At 35.7% G+C, this 16689-nt stretch carries 19 protein-coding genes; all 19 read right to left on the bottom strand.

The window, feature by feature from the left end; all coding sequences use genetic code 11:
• Positions 1–138: 138 nt before the first annotated feature.
• Positions 139–852, bottom strand: a complete 714-nt coding sequence (locus ACRD62_RS10225) for a peroxiredoxin (protein ID WP_301200346.1) — start codon at positions 850–852, stop codon at positions 139–141.
• A 16-nt stretch (positions 853–868) separates the two neighbouring features.
• The gene (locus tag ACRD62_RS10220) at positions 869–1294 is read right to left on the bottom strand and encodes a Fur family transcriptional regulator (RefSeq protein ID WP_301200348.1); all 426 of its coding nucleotides are present in this window, start codon (positions 1292–1294) and stop codon (positions 869–871) included.
• Positions 1295–1419: 125 nt separating this feature from the next.
• Positions 1420–2763 carry a bile acid:sodium symporter gene (locus ACRD62_RS10215; protein ID WP_430820012.1) on the bottom strand — a complete coding sequence of 448 codons (1344 nt, stop codon included), beginning with the start codon at positions 2761–2763 and terminating at the stop codon, positions 1420–1422.
• 64 nt (positions 2764–2827) lie between these two features.
• Positions 2828–4519 (bottom strand): FAD-dependent oxidoreductase, encoded by a 1692-nt coding sequence (locus ACRD62_RS10210; RefSeq protein ID WP_319399550.1) that lies wholly within the window; start codon positions 4517–4519, stop codon positions 2828–2830.
• Between the two features lie 131 nt (positions 4520–4650).
• On the bottom strand, positions 4651–5406 hold the full coding sequence (modA, locus tag ACRD62_RS10205) for a molybdate ABC transporter substrate-binding protein (RefSeq protein WP_430820011.1): 756 nt from the start codon (positions 5404–5406) through the stop codon (positions 4651–4653).
• 7 nt (positions 5407–5413) lie between these two features.
• Entirely contained in the window at positions 5414–6196 is a 783-nt protein-coding gene (locus tag ACRD62_RS10200; RefSeq protein ID WP_430820010.1) for an MBL fold metallo-hydrolase, read from the bottom strand.
• Positions 6187–6429: an acyl-CoA thioesterase gene (locus ACRD62_RS10195; RefSeq protein ID WP_430820009.1), complete on the bottom strand. Its 243-nt coding sequence runs from the start codon at positions 6427–6429 to the stop codon at positions 6187–6189. Before ACRD62_RS10195 ends, ACRD62_RS10200 begins: the two co-directional genes overlap by 10 nt.
• 1 nt (position 6430) lies before the next feature.
• Positions 6431–6946 (bottom strand): cob(I)yrinic acid a,c-diamide adenosyltransferase, encoded by a 516-nt coding sequence (cobO, locus tag ACRD62_RS10190; protein ID WP_430820008.1) that lies wholly within the window; start codon positions 6944–6946, stop codon positions 6431–6433.
• Between the two features lie 3 nt (positions 6947–6949).
• Entirely contained in the window at positions 6950–7888 is a 939-nt protein-coding gene (locus tag ACRD62_RS10185) for a radical SAM protein (protein ID WP_319399554.1), read from the bottom strand.
• A 6-nt stretch (positions 7889–7894) separates the two neighbouring features.
• A complete protein-coding gene (fabF, locus tag ACRD62_RS10180) occupies positions 7895–9139 on the bottom strand; it encodes a beta-ketoacyl-ACP synthase II (protein ID WP_301200364.1) in 1245 nt (414 codons plus the stop codon).
• A 114-nt stretch (positions 9140–9253) separates the two neighbouring features.
• Positions 9254–9631: a pyridoxamine 5'-phosphate oxidase family protein gene (locus ACRD62_RS10175; RefSeq protein WP_319399555.1), complete on the bottom strand. Its 378-nt coding sequence runs from the start codon at positions 9629–9631 to the stop codon at positions 9254–9256.
• Positions 9632–9645: 14 nt separating this feature from the next.
• Entirely contained in the window at positions 9646–10113 is a 468-nt protein-coding gene (locus ACRD62_RS10170) for a DUF1847 domain-containing protein (protein ID WP_301200368.1), read from the bottom strand.
• Between the two features lie 13 nt (positions 10114–10126).
• Positions 10127–10966, bottom strand: coding sequence for a 5-dehydro-4-deoxy-D-glucuronate isomerase (gene kduI, locus ACRD62_RS10165; protein ID WP_301200370.1), 840 nt, complete (start codon positions 10964–10966; stop codon positions 10127–10129).
• Between the two features lie 20 nt (positions 10967–10986).
• Entirely contained in the window at positions 10987–11976 is a 990-nt protein-coding gene (locus tag ACRD62_RS10160; protein WP_301200372.1) for a beta-ketoacyl-ACP synthase III, read from the bottom strand.
• Between the two features lie 24 nt (positions 11977–12000).
• Entirely contained in the window at positions 12001–13710 is a 1710-nt protein-coding gene (locus ACRD62_RS10155) for a FeoB small GTPase domain-containing protein (protein ID WP_430820007.1), read from the bottom strand.
• A gap of 93 nt (positions 13711–13803) precedes the next feature.
• Complete coding sequence (locus tag ACRD62_RS10150) at positions 13804–14034, bottom strand: FeoA family protein (RefSeq protein WP_301200376.1); 231 nt, start codon at positions 14032–14034, stop codon at positions 13804–13806.
• A 5-nt stretch (positions 14035–14039) separates the two neighbouring features.
• A complete protein-coding gene (locus ACRD62_RS10145; RefSeq protein ID WP_319399558.1) occupies positions 14040–15176 on the bottom strand; it encodes a BT_3928 family protein in 1137 nt (378 codons plus the stop codon).
• A 9-nt stretch (positions 15177–15185) separates the two neighbouring features.
• Positions 15186–15791: a GTP cyclohydrolase II gene (gene ribA / locus ACRD62_RS10140; protein ID WP_430820006.1), complete on the bottom strand. Its 606-nt coding sequence runs from the start codon at positions 15789–15791 to the stop codon at positions 15186–15188.
• 39 nt (positions 15792–15830) lie between these two features.
• Positions 15831–16676 carry a ModD protein gene (gene modD / locus ACRD62_RS10135; protein WP_301200382.1) on the bottom strand — a complete coding sequence of 282 codons (846 nt, stop codon included), beginning with the start codon at positions 16674–16676 and terminating at the stop codon, positions 15831–15833.
• Positions 16677–16689: the final 13 nt, after the last annotated feature.

Genomic DNA, 16689 nt, shown 5'->3' with positions numbered 1-16689 from the left:
ATAGAAATTCTGTCACTTAATGGTTAACAAGCTGTTGGTCTCTATGTTAACCTGTGTTAACCATTAATTATGCGAAAAAAATGTAATAAACGAAAAAAGTCGGCTATTCACCGACTTCCTATTTTAGAGAATAAAAGCTTACTTTTTTAACACCTTCTTCAAAACTTCGTCTTTATCTAGCTTCTTGGTACAGAAGAACCAATCCTTACAATCTATTTCACTATCTTCCATTCTATCTTTTGCTGTACCACATGAACCCGCTGGGCTAATAATCACATCGTCTCCTGGTCTCCAATCAGCAGGAGTTGCTACTCCAAATTCATCAGCAGCTTGCATTGCAATTAATGCACGGTATAGCTCATCAAAGTTTCTGCCTAAACTTAAAGGATAATAAATGATAGCACGAATAATTCCTTTTGGATCAACAAAGAAAACGGCGCGAACAGCTTTAGTTGAGTCTTCATTGGGTTGAATCATGCCATATTTCTTAGCAACATCCATTTTAATATCTTCAATCAAAGGAAAAGTAACTTCTATGTCTTTCATCCCTTTATATTCAATTTTTTCTTTAATGGTGCGTAGCCATGCAATATGACTGTACAAGCCGTCAATAGAAAGACCGATAAGCTCACAATTAGCTTCATTGAATTGCTTCTCCATATGAGCAAAAGTCATAAATTCTGATGTACATACAGGTGTAAAATCAGCAGGATGGCTGAATAAAATTGACCATTTGCCTTTATAATCAGAGGGAAAATTGATTTCACCTTGTGTGGTTACTGCTTTAAATTCCGGTGCAGGGTCACCAATACGTGGCATACTCACTGCTTGTAATTCTTGATTTTCTTCCATTTTTTAATTTTTAAATTCAACATTTATTAAAAGTTCCATTTATTTGCAATACAAAATTTTTTAGTTTAAACCCTTTAATGTTTTTTTTCTTGAAATAATCAGTTAACAGCTTGTCAAGTTCTTTATCGTTGTAATCCTCTATTAAATCACACTCCACACAATACAAATGATGGTGATTTTCCATAATTCCATCGTATCGCATAACTCCATTATCTGTTGTAACCTTCTTGACAAGTTTATTTTCGATTAGCGTATCAAGCACTTTGTAAATTGTACCCATCGCAACATTGGGATTTTCCTTTCTCACATAGGCGAGTATGTTATCCGCTGTTGGATGATTATTAAGCTCATAAACAGCTTTTAACACAGCCATTCGCTGAGGGGTTACTTTTAATCCTTCGCTTTTAATCTTTTCGCTTATTTGTTCTGTCAACTTCTTCATTATATAATTTCTTTTCGGAGAAATATTCTTATCAAAGAACAAATAAAATTACGAAATGTTTACGATTTTAATAAGAAAACAGATTTATATTTTTTTAATATCCATTTTTTAGAAAGCATTTTAGTTTATTTGCTTTTCACAATTCTTTTAAAGTAGGTTGTTTCGGTAATTACGCCACAGAGTTGTTGTTTGACATCCTTGACCAGTACCTTGTACACATTATTATCTTTCATTTCTTTTCCAATTAATATTAATGGGTCAGTTTCATTGAAAATGAGAATTGGTTTAAGATCAATATTCGATATTTTCTGAGAAATATCTGTGCTGTTGTTTATTATATGGTCAAACAAGTTTCTTGTATTGAGTATACCTATTGGCTTATTAGTTGAGTCCATTACTACTAAAGAATGAATATGTTCTTCTTCAAATAATTCTATGGCTTCCTTAATACTTTTATCATCATTTATAGTAAAGACTCCTTTACTCATTACATCGCCAGCTACATCTGGTGGTGCTTGTCCAAATATTACATTGGTAAATTTAACATACCATGCAGCCGATTGCGTTTGAATAATATAAGCTACTGCAATTATTAGCGCAATTTCTGAACCCTCAGAGCCAAACACAGTCATTGCAATTGCCAAGGCAATAGAAAGGTTACGCAAAACACTTCCATATACCAAGGCAATTCCATTTGCACGTGTAAAGAAATACTTTCCAATTAGAGTACTTATAGCAAAGTTTGCAATATACAATATAGCTAATGGAATAGCATACTTTATTAAGACTGTTGGGTCGGCAACTATTGACTTTGCTTTTAATGCCATTGCTACAAATACTATACTTAACACTCCAAGAGTAGATATAGGTGGAAATATCTTTTTTATATCTTTTTGGTATTTAGCCATTCCATACTTTTTTATGATGAATTGCTGAGTTATGTAACCAAATAGCATCGGAAGAAAAACGACCACTATAATTTGTTGAAATACTTTAGCCAAAGGAATTTCTATTTTTGCACCTAATAAAAGTTGCAAATACAATGGAGTAATTGCAGAACCTAAAATAAGACCTATTACTGTCATTTTTACAGCTTCTACCATATTACCTTTAGCAAATCCTGTCCAAGAAATAGTCATTCCAGAAGTAGGCAATAAAGAAGTTAACAACAAACCCAGCATTAAAATTGGATTTTCAGGAAAAAATAAACGACCAAGTATATACCCAATAAAAGGGATTAATATAAAATTAATAAGTTGAGTTGTAACCTGAACTTTATTGTCTCCTTTCGAAAAGACTTTTTTAATATTCAAGTTTACCATCATCGGATAAACCATGAGAAATGTCAACGGTAGTATTGTTGTTTTTAATCTTACGGCATCTATGTTTGCACCATATATTAAACCAAGCACCATAAAAGCGGGAATCGTAAAAACCAAGTTTTTTTGAAGAAATTGTAATATTTTCATATCTCTCTATTTTTATAGTTTATCACAAACGCATGTTTATTACATTTTTTAGATACCTTCAGTGTTATTTTTCTTTCTCAAATGGCCATGCAGCAACTCCACCTTCAAGCACTTTTACGTTAGTGTATCCATGTGCTTGTAATAAAACTGCTGCTTCATAACCACGTAGTGAAATTTTACAATAAGTGATAATCTCTTTGTTTTTATCTTCCGGTAGTTCATTTAGCCTTATACGGAGCATTCCTATCGGGATTAATGTCTCTCCAATACCTAAGCGTGTTTGTTCGTACTCATCAGCTCCACGGACATCCAGTATAAACAGGTCTTCTTTGTTATCCAGTTTTTCTTTTAATTCTAATGAAGATATTCCATTAAAAATACCGTGCATTTTATTTTGTAATATATGTGCTGATGCTATGCTATGGTCAATAGCTAAAGAAAACGGAGGTGCATAGGGAAGGTCGGCATTTACCATGTCATCAACCGTTAAACCACCTTTTATGGCAGTAGCCCAAATAGCCAGTTGTTTGCTTACATCGCCTGGACCAAGGCATTGCGCTCCCAGAATTTTGCCAGTAGTTTTTTCTGCAAGCAATTTAGTTATTAGCAATTTACCATCCATAAAGCCAGGTTTATCAGGACTAGCATTTACAACTTTCTCAAAATCCATTCCTGCTTCCTTTGCTTTGGATTCTGATAATCCGGTTATCCCAATGCCATAATCAAACAATTTACAAATACCTGTTTGTTGTGTTCCGGGAAAAGTAGCAACATTTCCTTTAATAACATTTTCGCCAGCCACACGTCCCTCAAGGTTTGCAAGGTCGCCATAGGGAGCAAGTACGCTATTTCTTGTAATGATATTTTTAATTTCGCAACAATCGCCTGCTGCATAAACGTCAGAGGTAGACGTTTGCATGTGTTCATCGACAAGAATACCACCTAATGCTCCAATTTTTAGCCCTGCCTCTTTTGCTAGTTTAACATTGGGTTTTACACCTATGGCTACCACAGCTAATTCGCACGGGATTTCAGTTCCGTTTTGAAGTTTTACACCTGTAAGTTTACCGTTTTCTCCAAGAAATTCAGCAACCCCATTTTGGGTAATAACATTAGCCTTAGTCTTGAGGTAGTTCTCAACCAACTTAGCCATCTTCCAATCGAGAAATGTAAGAAGCTGAGGAAGCAATTCAATCATGGTAAGTTCGATGCCTGCTAAGTGTAAAGCTTCAAGTGTTTCAATACCTATTAATCCTCCACCAATAACAACGGCTTTTTTAATCTTACCTTCATCTCGGATTTTGCGCAAGTAATCAGCATCTTGCATCGACTGTAAAGTTGTTATCCCATTAAGGTTTGTTCCGGGTATTGGAGGCATATTTGCTGTCGCTCCTGTAGTAATGATTAACTTATCATATTCCTGAGAGCCTTGTTCTCCACTTGTTAAATCCTTAAATTCAATCTTCTTGTTTTTGATATCTATTTTTGTAACCTCGGTATTTACTTTAGCTAAAATACCTTTGGCGTTCCAATAAAACTTAGGGTCGCGAACCGCACCTGTGGGAGTGCAAAGTAATTTGTTGCGGTCATCGAAAAAACCACCAACAAAATATGGGTATCCACAGGATGCCATTGATAAATCGGGACTTTTCTGAAATATTGTTATTTCTGCATTTTCGTCCATTCTTCTTGCCCTTGCAGCTGCTTTGGGGCCGGCAGCTGACCCACCAATTACAATTATCTTTTTTGCCATCATATTAACCTTTTTTATTAATTACTGTTCCTTTTATTTTAAAATTTGAATTCACAAGTTTCAACATCGTTTAATTAAATCTATCTCAAAGTCATGAATGGTTCTATGATTTAGTTTGAGCCGATTATAATTAATTATTTTACAGTAAGAAAACCATGTTTCTCCCAAATTTTCAATCCTTTTTCAGAAGTAATATATTCATAAAGTTTATTCACTTTCGGGTTATCGACAACCATATAACTTATAAATTCAATAGGCTTATGTGAGTTTTGAGGGAATGTACCAATAACCTTAACTTTTGTGGATTTAATAGCATCAGAGGCAAAAACAACACTTGCGCTTACCTCACCCAGCTCGGCATAGCTTAAAGCTGCCCTAACATCTCTGGCATTTATAAAACGACCTCTAAAAGCAGAATCCCAACCAAAGTATTCCAAACTTTGCATTAAGTATCTGCCTGCCGGAACTGTTTCAGGATTACCAATGCCAATTTTACCCTGAATAATATTTGGTAAATCTGTTTGTTGATTAATTTCTATGGATTGCAGCTTACTGTTTTTAGGAGCAACTAAAACAAGTTCGTTCTGTGCTACGGTATAAGATGTGCTATCTATAACTAATTGCTTTTCCTCTGCATAGTCAGCCCATTGTTTGCTGGCCAATATTATCATATCAGCAGGTGCTCCCGATTCAAGTTGCATAACAAGTATTGCAGAACTTGCCAGACTTAACTTAACTTCAATGCTAGTTTCTTCTCTAAATTTTTTAGCGATTTCCTTTACGGCATCTGTCATACCAACTCCGGCGAAAAGTATAAGGTTTTCGCATGGGGTTTGTTTACACCCTGTAAGTACAACTATTAACGATATGCTTATAATTAATCTTATCATATTAGTTTTAAAATTTTAAAATCATCCCTGTTTTAATTTGAGGAAAACTAAATTCCTTGCGAAATGCAATTAGTGCATCTAATTGTGTACAATGCGCTGGATATATGTTTTGAATATTCTGATTCTTTAAAAAGCGAATGGTTTCTTTGGTCTGTTTATTGTCTGTTTTTAGGTGGAAACCGCCTATAACTGCTTTTACTTTTGTTATACCTGTTACTTTTTGTGCATGTAGGATAGTATTACAAATACCTGAATGTGCACATCCGCTAATAATGATAAGTTCATCATTTTGCACTACGACTATGGCAGAATCATCTGGCACATAATCAGGTTGATTTTGTTTATCAATAAAAGGAGTAGTTTTTGATTCAAATTCAGTTAGTCGTGGAATTTCACCAAGAAAATAAATATCTTTAAAAACTATATAAGGTTGCTCTGTGGTTATCAAGTTATATTTGTGCTTAACTTCACCCTCTGTTAAGCCTAAACCAATATAACTGTTATCATTTCCTCGAAACCTTTCCATAAAAGATAAAGGGTGGGTGATTAGAGCTTTGTCTTTAAGGTTTGCTAATCCGTTACCGTGATCCCAGTGTCCATGACTTAGAATAATGGTACTTACTTCTTTATACAAATCAATACCAAGCTTTGTTGCATTTTTGAGAAATACATCGCTGTGCCCTGTATCGAAAAGAATTTTATGCTCTTTTATTTCGATAAGATAAGAAAGTCCATGCTCGGCAAGGAAACTTGCTCCTGCACAATTGTCAGTTAATACGGTTAATTGCATGTGGTTTTTTCATTAAGATGAATGTTTAAAGCTTCTTCAACAAAATCAGGTACACCCATTGGATACCAGTTTTTACTATCGACAAAAACAACAGTCGAAATACCCATCTTTCGTAGTAATTCAGTACGAGCCAGATGGCAATAGCTAACATAATTGGCATGGTAAACATATCCCATCTGGTCAACCTCTCCATATCTGGGGCGTAATTGTATTTCGTCTGTTATCATCATCATTTTAAAATTCTATTCCTTTTCGAGCTTCAATGCCCGAATTATAGTAATGTTTAACTTCTTTCATTTCAGTTACCAGATCGGCAATAGCAATAATTTCTTCGGGGGCATATCGTCCAGTTATTATTATCTCTGTTTCGGGAGGTTTAGATTGCACTATTTTAATCAAATCCTTTACAGAGAAAAGGTTGAAGAAAAGTGCAATATTGGCTTCATCCAATACAATTACATCATAGGATACTGCTTGAATAAATTTTTTGATTTCCTGTAATCCTTTTTGTGCGCTTTCAATATCTGCTTTTGTTGGCTCTTTTTCTATAAAACAACCTAAACCGTATTGTTTTAGAGTAATTGTAGGCGAAAGCTTTTGCAGTACAGTGATTTCAGAATAAGGCTTGCCTTTTACGAATTGGGCAAAAAACACCTTTTTCCCAGCGCCAACTGCCCTGATTGACAAACCTATAGCTGCGGTTGTTTTTCCTTTTCCATTGCCTGTATAAACCTGAATAAACCCTTTCATTGGCTAAGTGTTATAAGTTCTCGTGTAATAATTAAATCCATTAAAACTCGACTTCTTTATTTTACCGTTTTGTATAAGTTGTTCAAGCACAGAGTGATCAGCGGAATCTTTTTCAAGTAATTCGTCAATGGTATCTTCCCTTAAAGGGTGAACGGATGAAATTGTAAGAATATCTGCCTGAGCATCGCCAGTGTATCCTGTGTCTGTCCCTTCAAACCCCGTAAGGGTTTCTACATTAATGTTGTGGTTTTTAAATATCTGCCATGCTTCCGCAATCCGAGCCTCCGAAACAGGTTTTACTCCCTTTTCAACAGGTGGACGAGTAGGGATTGATATATATGCTTTATTTGGTTTTAATCCTGAAATAAATTTTGCGGTATTCTGAATATCAGATATACTATCGTTATACCCTTCAACTAGCATAGTCTCAGTGTTTAAGATTCCTTTATAATCATTGCTAAAGATTTTAATCCCTTCAAGAATTGCATCAAGATTTAGCCAAATATACGGGCGGTTAATTTTTTTCCAGGATGCTTCATTAACCGAATCTATTTTAACCGAAACCCAATCGGCATTATATAAATCGTTACGGGTATGTTCTTTGTCTAATAAACTTGCATTGGTAATTACCGCAACAGGCAAACCTAATTGCTGCAATTGCCTGATTAAAGTACCCAGGTTTATATCAAGGGTAGGTTCTCCATTGGCAACAATGGTAAGGTATTTCGGTCGGTGTGTAAGGTCTAATTTTTTTAAATGCGATTTAACTTTCTCGTAAATGTGCTGTGGTTTGTAAAGTTCAGTCCTGAACATCGACTTATTGGAGGTTTCTCCAACCTGGCAGTACACACAGGAATAAGAACACTGTTTTGGTGGTAAAATATTGTTAATTCCTAAACTTGTAATTAACCTTCTTGAAGGTACTGGCCCAAAAATTATCATAGCAAATTAAATAAATCGTTTAAACAGAGAAGTAAAAATATGACCTCCAAAGCCAAAGGTGTTGTTCAACGCCGTATTTATTTCTTTATTAACCGCTTTGTTTGGGGTTAAATTCAGGGCATTGTCTATATCAGGGTCGGTTTCGTTAAGGTTCATTGTTGGAGGGACAACACCTTCTTTAATTGCCATAACACACGCTACTGCTTCAACAGCCCCGGCAGCACCCAATAAATGACCAATCATCGACTTGTTTGCACTTACATGTAGACTTTCCAGGTTATTGGAAAACACATTGCAGATAGCTTTACATTCGCTTAAATCACCCACAGGGGTTGACGTTCCGTGTGCGCTGATATAATCAATGTCAGAAGGTGCAAGCCCGGCTTCATTGATGGCATCAAGCATTGCTGTAACAGCTCCTTCACCTTCGGGATGTGGTGCTGCAATGTGATAAGCATCGGAACTAAAACCACCTCCGGCTAATTCGCAATATATTTTTGCTCCTCGCTGTTTGGCATGTTCCAGTTCTTCTAATAATAGTACGCCTGCACCTTCACCCATTACAAAACCATCACGGGTTTTATCGAAAGGACGAGAAGCCGTTTCGGGACTGTCGTTTCGCGCAGATATAGCTCTCATAGAACTAAAACCACCAATACCAGATTGTGTTACACAGGCTTCTGAACCACCTGCAAAAATAGCATTGGCCTTGCCTAAACGAATAAGGTTAAAAGCATCAATTATGGCATTATTACTTGATGCGCAAGCAGATGTAGTAACATAACTAACACCTTTTAAACCATAACGTATGGAGATATACCCGGCTGCCATATTAGAAATAAGCTTGGTAATAAAGAAGGGACTAAACCGTGATATCTCCGGGTTACGGTTAAAGCTTGTCACTTCGTCTTCGAAAGTTTTTATCCCTCCTATACCCGAACCCCATATTACCCCGGTTCGTTTTAAGTCTGTTTCGTCTAATTGAATTTTTGCATCAGCCAAGCATTCTTCCATAACTGCAATGGCATAGTGTACAAAAGCATCTTGTTTGCGGACTTCTGCTTTTTCCAGATATTGTAAAGGATCGAAATTTTTTACTTCTGCTGCAATCTGTGTTTTTAAATTAGAGGCATCGAACCTGGTAATCTTTGATATTCCGTTTTTACCTTTAATAAGATTGTTCCAAAAATCGTTTACATTATTACCAATTGGCGTTAATGCTCCCATACCTGTTACTACTACTCGTTTCATACGTGTAATTTTTACTATTAATTGTCATATGGAACCCATAAGAATTTTCATAGCCTACTTAATAAATTTAGAATGATGATAATTCTTATGAGTTTTATAATTCAATGTTTTGGTTTATACTATTTTTTCTGCCCCGGAGAAAATTTCCTGTACTTCAACAACAGCAACACCATAACCTGGCAAATCAGCTCTGTTCCATTTTTTCATGTCGTTGAACTCATCGCCTTCCGTTTTGTAACACACGCTTCCTTTTAATTGATATGATTTTGTCTCTTTTGTAATAAATAATACAGTTACTTTTTTACTGTTTTCAATGTTTTCAAGTGTCTTTTTAAACTTGTTATTCGCAATTAGTACTTTGTTATCATTGAATAATGCTGCCTGTGTAGCATAAATTGAATTTGGAATACCTGCCTCAGAAACTGTAGTTAAAACTATAGCATCTTGTTTATTGCTCCATTCTTTTTTTATTAATTCCGGTATTGTTATCATTTTGTAATTTTCTTTTAGTTATAATGTTCTAACTCTTTAATTGCTTTTAAAGAGTTGTGTTTATTGGTAAAGTCCTTGTCGAATAAATTGGTTACTAAACCTTCGGATAGTTTACTAAATATCATATCGTGTCCTACACACAATCCCATTGAAATGTTAAGTTCTGTTTTATGATTATTTAAAAAATCAGCCTGTCCGGCAGGATTGCATAATATACGCTTACTTTCACCTCCTAACAGCTCCTTTTTAGTTAGGTTGCCGTATTTACAATCAACAGAATATACGTTGAAATATTTTGATAAATAATCACTTAACACTTTTGCTTCGTGAGAAAAAGAAATGCAATGAGCAATACCTATCCGTTTGAAATTAGTACTTTGAGCAAAGTTTTTTATTTCTTCAATTCTGTTTGTTCTTAATTTAGAGCAATCGGCATTTGATTGCATGATTGCCCTAAATTCTTTCGTGTATAATCCAGTCATATTTATTCGTCCGTTATTTTAAGTCTGTTGGTAAATGCACATCCATATCACCATAATCAAGGTTTTCGCCTGCCATACCCCAAACAAAAATATAATTAGAAGTACCGGATGCGCTATGGATTGACCATGCGGGAGAGATTACAGCTTGTTCGTTTTTCATCCAAATATGCCTTGTTTCGTCGGGTTTACCCATATAATGGCATACTGCTTGTTTTTCAGGTACTTCAAAATAAAAATAGGCTTCCATACGGCGGCTATGTGTATGGGCAGGCATGGTATTCCAAACACTTCCTGGTTTTAATTCGGTCATGCCCATTTGTAATTGGCAGGTTTGCACATTGCTGTTTACAATAAGCTTATTAATTCTTCGAGCATTCGATTCTTCCAATGAACCTAAATCGATACATTCAGCATCATCAAGGGTTATTTTTTTAACCGGGTACGATGCGTGTGCAGGAGCTGAATTTAAGTAAAACCGGGCAGGTGTCTTCTTGTCAGAACTTTTAAATATAACCTCTTTATTTCCTGAACCAATATACAGCGCTTCTTTGAATTTAAGTTCGTATTCAGTTCCATCAACACTAACAACACCTGTTCCTTTTCCTACATTTATTACGCCAAGTTCCCTACGAGCTAAAAAGAATTCGGCTTTAAGTGCATCTACTGTTTCCAGTTTCAGTTCTTTGGAAATTGGTACTGCTCCGCCTACTATAAAACGGTCGTTGTGGGAATATACAATGTATATCTCATCATCTTCGAGAATGGTTTCAAGAAGAAATTTATCCCTGATTTTTTGGGTGTTATAACCTTCAAAATCTTGCGGATCTGTTGCGAATAGTTCTTTAAAATTCATCTTGTAAATATTTTATGTAGTTAATTATCATAAGCCCATTTTAAGTATATCGAACCCCAGGTAAAACCGCCTCCAAAAGCTGATAAAATAAGCTTATCGCCTTTTTTTAGGTCTTTTTCAAGCTCCCACAAGCATAAAGGGATAGTGGCAGCCGTAGTATTGCCGTAACGTTCAATGTTTATTTTAATCTTATCTTTCGTTAGCCCCATTCTTTTACCTACAGCTTCAATAATGCGGAGATTTGCCTGATGGGGAACAAACCATGCCAGTTCTTCAGCACTTATATTATGTTTTTTCATCATACCAACAGAAGTATCAGCCATACTTGTAACAGCAACTTTAAAAACCGATTTTCCTTCCTGGTATATAAAATGTTCTTTTGCATCGACAGTTTCGTGTGAGGCGGGTCTGAGAGAACCTCCTGCTTTCATATACAAAAAGTCTTTTCCTGAACCGTCAATATGCAAATCGTGGTCAAGTACCCCTGTTTTTTCTTCAGTGGGCTCTAACAGCATGGCAACGGCAGCATCGCCAAATAAAACACAGGTTGTGCGGTCAGTATAATCTGTTATTGACGACATTTTATCGGCTGCCACAAGTACTACTTTTTTGTGTTTGCCAGTTTCAATAAATTGTGATGCTGTTTGAAGGGAAAAAAGAAAACCCGAACAGGCAGCACTTATATCAAATCCCCATGCATTTTTTATCCCTGCTTTATCAGCAATTAAACAGGATGTTGACGGAAAAAACATATCGGGAGTAACGGTAGCGGTAATTATCAAGTCAATTTCTTCGGCTGATGTATTGGTTTTTTGTAGAAGCTTTTTAACGGCTTCTGCACCCATATCGGATGTTGCCAGACCTTCTCCTTTTAAAATCCTTCGTTCTTTAATACCAACCCGTTTGGTAATCCATTCATCGGAAGTATCTACCATTTCACTTAGTTTTTCGTTGGTTAATTTGTAATCTGGCAAGTATGCCTCTATTCCTGAAATTTTTGCAGTTATCATATTTTGTCTCCTATTGTATTTTTATCATATTAGATTAAGTACCTGATTTAATATTGTTCCTACAAGTATGGCAGTAATTAGCATGATTAGAACAGACTTTAGCATATCCCTAATACCCAACTCTTTAATTAAAACAGAAAAGGTTGCTACACATGGAAAATAAATTGCCAACACCACCGAAGCCACAATGAGTTGATTAAGTTCTAGTTGTAATGGGATTAACATACCAACAGCCAGGTCTTTTCTCAACAATCCTAATATCAATACGCCAACAGCCTCTTTGGGCAATCCTAAACAGTGCACGAATAATGGAGATGCGACTTTTTCAATGCCGTGTAAAATGTTAAAAGCATATAGAACATTAGCTAGCAAAACACCAAATAACATAAAAGGGATGGCTTCTTTAATAAACCATTTTATGCGCATAAACACTTTTTTAGTAATCCCTTTAAAATATGGCAGGCGATAAGGCGGTATCTCCATAAATATTTCGGGAGAAGTGCCTTTGACCGTATGTTTTAATATGTTTCCAACAATAAACCATACAATCACAAGAGTGGTAAACACAATTAATAAACCTTTATAGCCATAACTACCTAACAAGCCAAACAGCATTGCCTGTAGAGCCATACATGGTATTGCTATTGACAATAATGTGGCGGTAATAAATTTCTCTTTACGTGTTTCAAGAATTCTTGTGGCAAGAGCTCCTGGTACATTACACCCCAACCCTAAAAGCATAGGTATTATTGAAAGGCCGTGTATACCTGCCTTATGCATGGTGGTATCCATCATTACAGCCACCCTTGGCAAATACCCGGAATCTTCCATGAGTGCCAGAATGGTATAAAAAGAAAATACATATGGCAATACGATACCTATTGGGATATATAACCCTGTTGTAAGTAAGCCGAAAGATGTTTCATAATTTAGTACTGTATTAAACTCACCAAATAATAGTTTAGATAACAACTCATTGTTTTGAAGTAGGGCAGACAACTTACCCAAAACGGGTGTCCACAAGGAATTAAACAACGGATTTGATATATGCTCAATTATGCCCTCGCTAACAAAACGAATAGATAAGAACATTAACACCAGGATTATAAGTAAAATAGGAATACCGGTAACCGGTTTAATAGAATAATCACGCAGGGCTTCTAAAAAAGTATGATGTTTATGCTTGATATGCTGTATTTCCTGTAATATATTTCCAATTGTATTCCAACGATCTTCATTATCAAAGTCAAAATCAGACACTTTAACTTCTTCTAATGAATTAACAAGTTTACTAATCCCTACCCCGGTTAACGCACAGGTTGGTATGCATGTAACATTAAGAATACACTCAAGCTTTTCAACATCAATAAAAATACCTGTGTGTTCAGCTTCGTCAAACAAATTAAGGGCTGCTACAAACGGAATTTTCTGCTTTATAAGCTGAAGGGTAAGGTTTAAGCTGCGCTCCAGATTAGTTGCATCGATAACGTTAATAACAACGTCTCCTTCTTTCAGTAATTCAACGGCTATTTCCTCTGCTTTGCAAGTAGGTTCAAGTGTGTATGTACCAGGAACATCAATAAGTTGATGCCTTTTTCCGCTAATTGATAGAAAACCCCTGGTGTAATCAACAGAAGTTCCCGGGTAGTTCGATGATATTACATCAACCCCGGTAAGCCTGTTAAAGATTACGCTTTTCCCGACATTCGGATTACCTATTAGTAATATGTTCATCTGTTTATTTAATATTTTAATTTGCCAGATGGAACTTCACATAATCAAATAATTATTATGAATATCTTATTAATTATTTGGCCATGTTTCGTTTCATTTTACATCAACTATTATTTTTTGAGCAATTCCCGAACCTATGGCTACCTGAGTGTTTCCTAATTTCACAACTACCGGGCCCCGTTTTGATTGTTTTGAAACCAATTCTATTTCTTTTCCTATATAAAGCGAAAGACTGTCCATTCTTGCCAACAATTCTTTACCACCCCTAATTTGCTTTATAATGCCTTTTTCAGCCCTCTGCATTTCACTAAGTATTTTTGTCATCTCTATTAATTACTGGTCAATTGTTGTAATTCTTCTTTATTTGGAAAGTCGTTATGATGCCATTTTTTGATTATTGTGCCATCCTTTATTAATACCAGACCAGGATTCGACCGCACAATCGTTTTAAGCATAATGTCATCTGCTGCATAAAAGTGAAAAGGCAATTGATATTTCGAAGTGCAAAAGTCAATTTCTTCGCTTATCGATGCTGTTGCCAAATAAAAGTTATAGTTGTGTTGTCTGCTAAAATCAAAGTTGGTCTTTAGTTTTTCCAGTCCTTTCATATTTGCTTTATTTAGTTTGTGAGAGATAGCAAGAAATACATAAGAGGAATTGTGTAAGATAGAATCTGTAATATTTTCACCTTCGTTATTAGTAAAATAAAAATCATGAATTGGTGGGTGATATCCTCTTCTTACCAGTTTCGATTTGGTTTCTACCCATTGCCAGGTAGAATCAATACTTGCAATATCTTCGAGGGCAAATTCTCTAAGTTGATCACCTTTTTTATACATAACAGAATATGTAAAAGAATCGGTTGGCATTCCTTCCGGAATGGTCATTGCATCAGGAATAAAAGTTCCTGTTTTATAAGGGCGGAAGTCGATATAAGGAAGGTGATGATAGGTTTGCGCTGAAATAAATAAAAACCCGGTAATTGCCACTCCTGTAATTACCCATTGTTTTTTTAACCCTAATGAACTTATTAATTTGTTTCGGTTTAGAAAAACAGGAAAGAGAATAGCAACAATAACCAGATTTTTGAAAAAGGTTTGCCAATTAGTCATAACAATGGCATCCCCAAAACAACCACAATCAGTAACAGGATTATAAATGGCTAATATGAAAGTAAGCGGTGTAAAAACAAGCATATACACCGATACCATCCATATAAAAAAACGTTGAAAAACACCAAATACCAAACCTACACCTAACAGGAACTCCGACATATTCAGCAGGATTGAGAAAGCCAAAGACAGAGGTTCAAGAAATCCCAAGTTAAATGCATTAAAATAATCTATTAGCTTGTATGTTGTTCCCAAAGGGTCTATACCTTTCACAAAACCGGAAAACATAAATACAAGACCTATAAATATCCGGCAACCAATTAATAGTAAATTTAGTATGTTATTTATCCTCATTTTTACTTATTAAATTTCTAAAATATTATACAGATGATTCATCCGTTCCTGTTTGGTATTCATATATTTTTTATTGTATTTATTTGGTTTTATAACCAAAGGAATACGCTCAACAACTTGTATGTTATTTAATTCAAGTCCCGATATCTTTTCAGGATTATTTGTAAGCAGGTTTACCTTCTTAATCTCCAGCAGTTGAAGAATTGAAGAAGCGATGTGGTAATTTCTTTCATCGGGGGCAAAGCCCAGTTGAATATTAGCTTCAACTGTATCTAAACCCTCTTCCTGGAGTTTGTAAGCCATTATTTTGTTCATTAAGCCGATGCCTCTTCCTTCTTGTTGCAGGTAGAGGAGTAGCCCTTGTCCATTTTGTTCAATTATAGTCATGGCTTTTTCGAGCTGTTCTCCACAATCACACCTGAGCGAGCCAAATAAATCACCTGTTGCACAGGCAGAATGGATTCGGGTTAACACAATATCATTTTCCACAAAGGAGCCTTTTAACAAGGCAACATGCTCAAGTCCTGTTTGCTTCTCTAAAAAAGGAATTAACCTAAAGTGGCCATACTTACTAGGCAACTCAACACACTCTCCTTTTTCTATATTATCATTCATTTATCTACCAGTTTTATATCCATCATTTACTTTATATGGTTAGATTTTCTCAATAACCGCTTTAATGTCTGCCGGAGGAGCAAAATACATCCATGATGTAACCAATACTTCTGCACCAGCTTTGGCATATTCAGCAGCGTTAGATGCATTAACACCTCCGGCAGCAATAATGCAAATTGATGGATTTATCTTTTCGCATTCTTTTTTACAAATGGGAAAATCATTCGGTGGAAGCTTATCCATTTGAATTACATCAGCTCCTGAGCTTGCAATTAGTTTAGCTTCGGAAATATTATGTGCTTCCACAACTATCTTGCGTTCTTTTTGCTTGTTCCTGATTTTTGTAATTACGTTTTCAATATTTTCATATCCCCCTGAAAACAAGAGGTGTTCCCTGAAAATAAGGATTGTATCAGATAAACCTGTACGATGAGGTATTCCTCCGCCCGCCATGAGAGCCTTTAATGCAATTTTTTTTAGATACGGTGGATGTTTCCTGGTTCCGGCTACCTGAATATTCTGGTTTACAGCATGAGCTGCCTCAACTAAGGAATTGGTTCGTGTAGCAATTCCAGATGCAAATTCAATCATGGCAAGCCCTGTGCGCCAAATTAAGTGAATGGCTTCGGCATTTCCTTCCGCTTCAAGCATTTTATCTCCTTCTGATAGTTTTGTCCCGGAAGGAACACTATGCATTATTTGTAAGCCGTTTTTCCGATACATTCTTTCTGCCTCTTCAATGCAGCATACAACCATGGAGTGACGGGCAAATAATGAAATACGTCCTGTTTCTCCTTTAAAATCCATTAAATAAGATGTCATATCGCCAGCAGGCACATCGTCTTCAATTAAACGGTCAATATCTGTTTCTGTGAAATAAATCATTTGTTTAAGTCTG

Source organism: Carboxylicivirga caseinilyticus (assembly GCF_050589785.1).
In the GTDB taxonomy this organism is placed as follows: Bacteria; Bacteroidota; Bacteroidia; order Bacteroidales; family Marinilabiliaceae; genus Carboxylicivirga; species Carboxylicivirga caseinilyticus.
Note: the sequence above shows the minus strand (reverse complement) of the source record. Positions and strands in the feature narration are given on the sequence as shown.

Coding starts and splice junctions, on each gene's coding strand:
- ACRD62_RS10225 (WP_301200346.1), bottom strand. CDS start 852: ATGGAAGAAAATCAAGAATTACAAGCAGTGAGTATGCCACGTATTGGT.
- ACRD62_RS10220 (WP_301200348.1), bottom strand. CDS start 1,294: ATGAAGAAGTTGACAGAACAAATAAGCGAAAAGATTAAAAGCGAAGGA.
- ACRD62_RS10215 (WP_430820012.1), bottom strand. CDS start 2,763: ATGAAAATATTACAATTTCTTCAAAAAAACTTGGTTTTTACGATTCCC.
- ACRD62_RS10210 (WP_319399550.1), bottom strand. CDS start 4,519: ATGATGGCAAAAAAGATAATTGTAATTGGTGGGTCAGCTGCCGGCCCC.
- modA (WP_430820011.1), bottom strand. CDS start 5,406: ATGATAAGATTAATTATAAGCATATCGTTAATAGTTGTACTTACAGGG.
- ACRD62_RS10200 (WP_430820010.1), bottom strand. CDS start 6,196: ATGCAATTAACCGTATTAACTGACAATTGTGCAGGAGCAAGTTTCCTT.
- ACRD62_RS10195 (WP_430820009.1), bottom strand. CDS start 6,429: ATGATGATGATAACAGACGAAATACAATTACGCCCCAGATATGGAGAG.
- cobO (WP_430820008.1), bottom strand. CDS start 6,946: ATGAAAGGGTTTATTCAGGTTTATACAGGCAATGGAAAAGGAAAAACA.
- ACRD62_RS10185 (WP_319399554.1), bottom strand. CDS start 7,888: ATGATAATTTTTGGGCCAGTACCTTCAAGAAGGTTAATTACAAGTTTA.
- fabF (WP_301200364.1), bottom strand. CDS start 9,139: ATGAAACGAGTAGTAGTAACAGGTATGGGAGCATTAACGCCAATTGGT.
- ACRD62_RS10175 (WP_319399555.1), bottom strand. CDS start 9,631: ATGATAACAATACCGGAATTAATAAAAAAAGAATGGAGCAATAAACAA.
- ACRD62_RS10170 (WP_301200368.1), bottom strand. CDS start 10,113: ATGACTGGATTATACACGAAAGAATTTAGGGCAATCATGCAATCAAAT.
- kduI (WP_301200370.1), bottom strand. CDS start 10,966: ATGAATTTTAAAGAACTATTCGCAACAGATCCGCAAGATTTTGAAGGT.
- ACRD62_RS10160 (WP_301200372.1), bottom strand. CDS start 11,976: ATGATAACTGCAAAAATTTCAGGAATAGAGGCATACTTGCCAGATTAC.
- ACRD62_RS10155 (WP_430820007.1), bottom strand. CDS start 13,710: ATGAACATATTACTAATAGGTAATCCGAATGTCGGGAAAAGCGTAATC.
- ACRD62_RS10150 (WP_301200376.1), bottom strand. CDS start 14,034: ATGACAAAAATACTTAGTGAAATGCAGAGGGCTGAAAAAGGCATTATA.
- ACRD62_RS10145 (WP_319399558.1), bottom strand. CDS start 15,176: ATGAGGATAAATAACATACTAAATTTACTATTAATTGGTTGCCGGATA.
- ribA (WP_430820006.1), bottom strand. CDS start 15,791: ATGAATGATAATATAGAAAAAGGAGAGTGTGTTGAGTTGCCTAGTAAG.
- modD (WP_301200382.1), bottom strand. CDS start 16,676: ATGATTTATTTCACAGAAACAGATATTGACCGTTTAATTGAAGACGAT.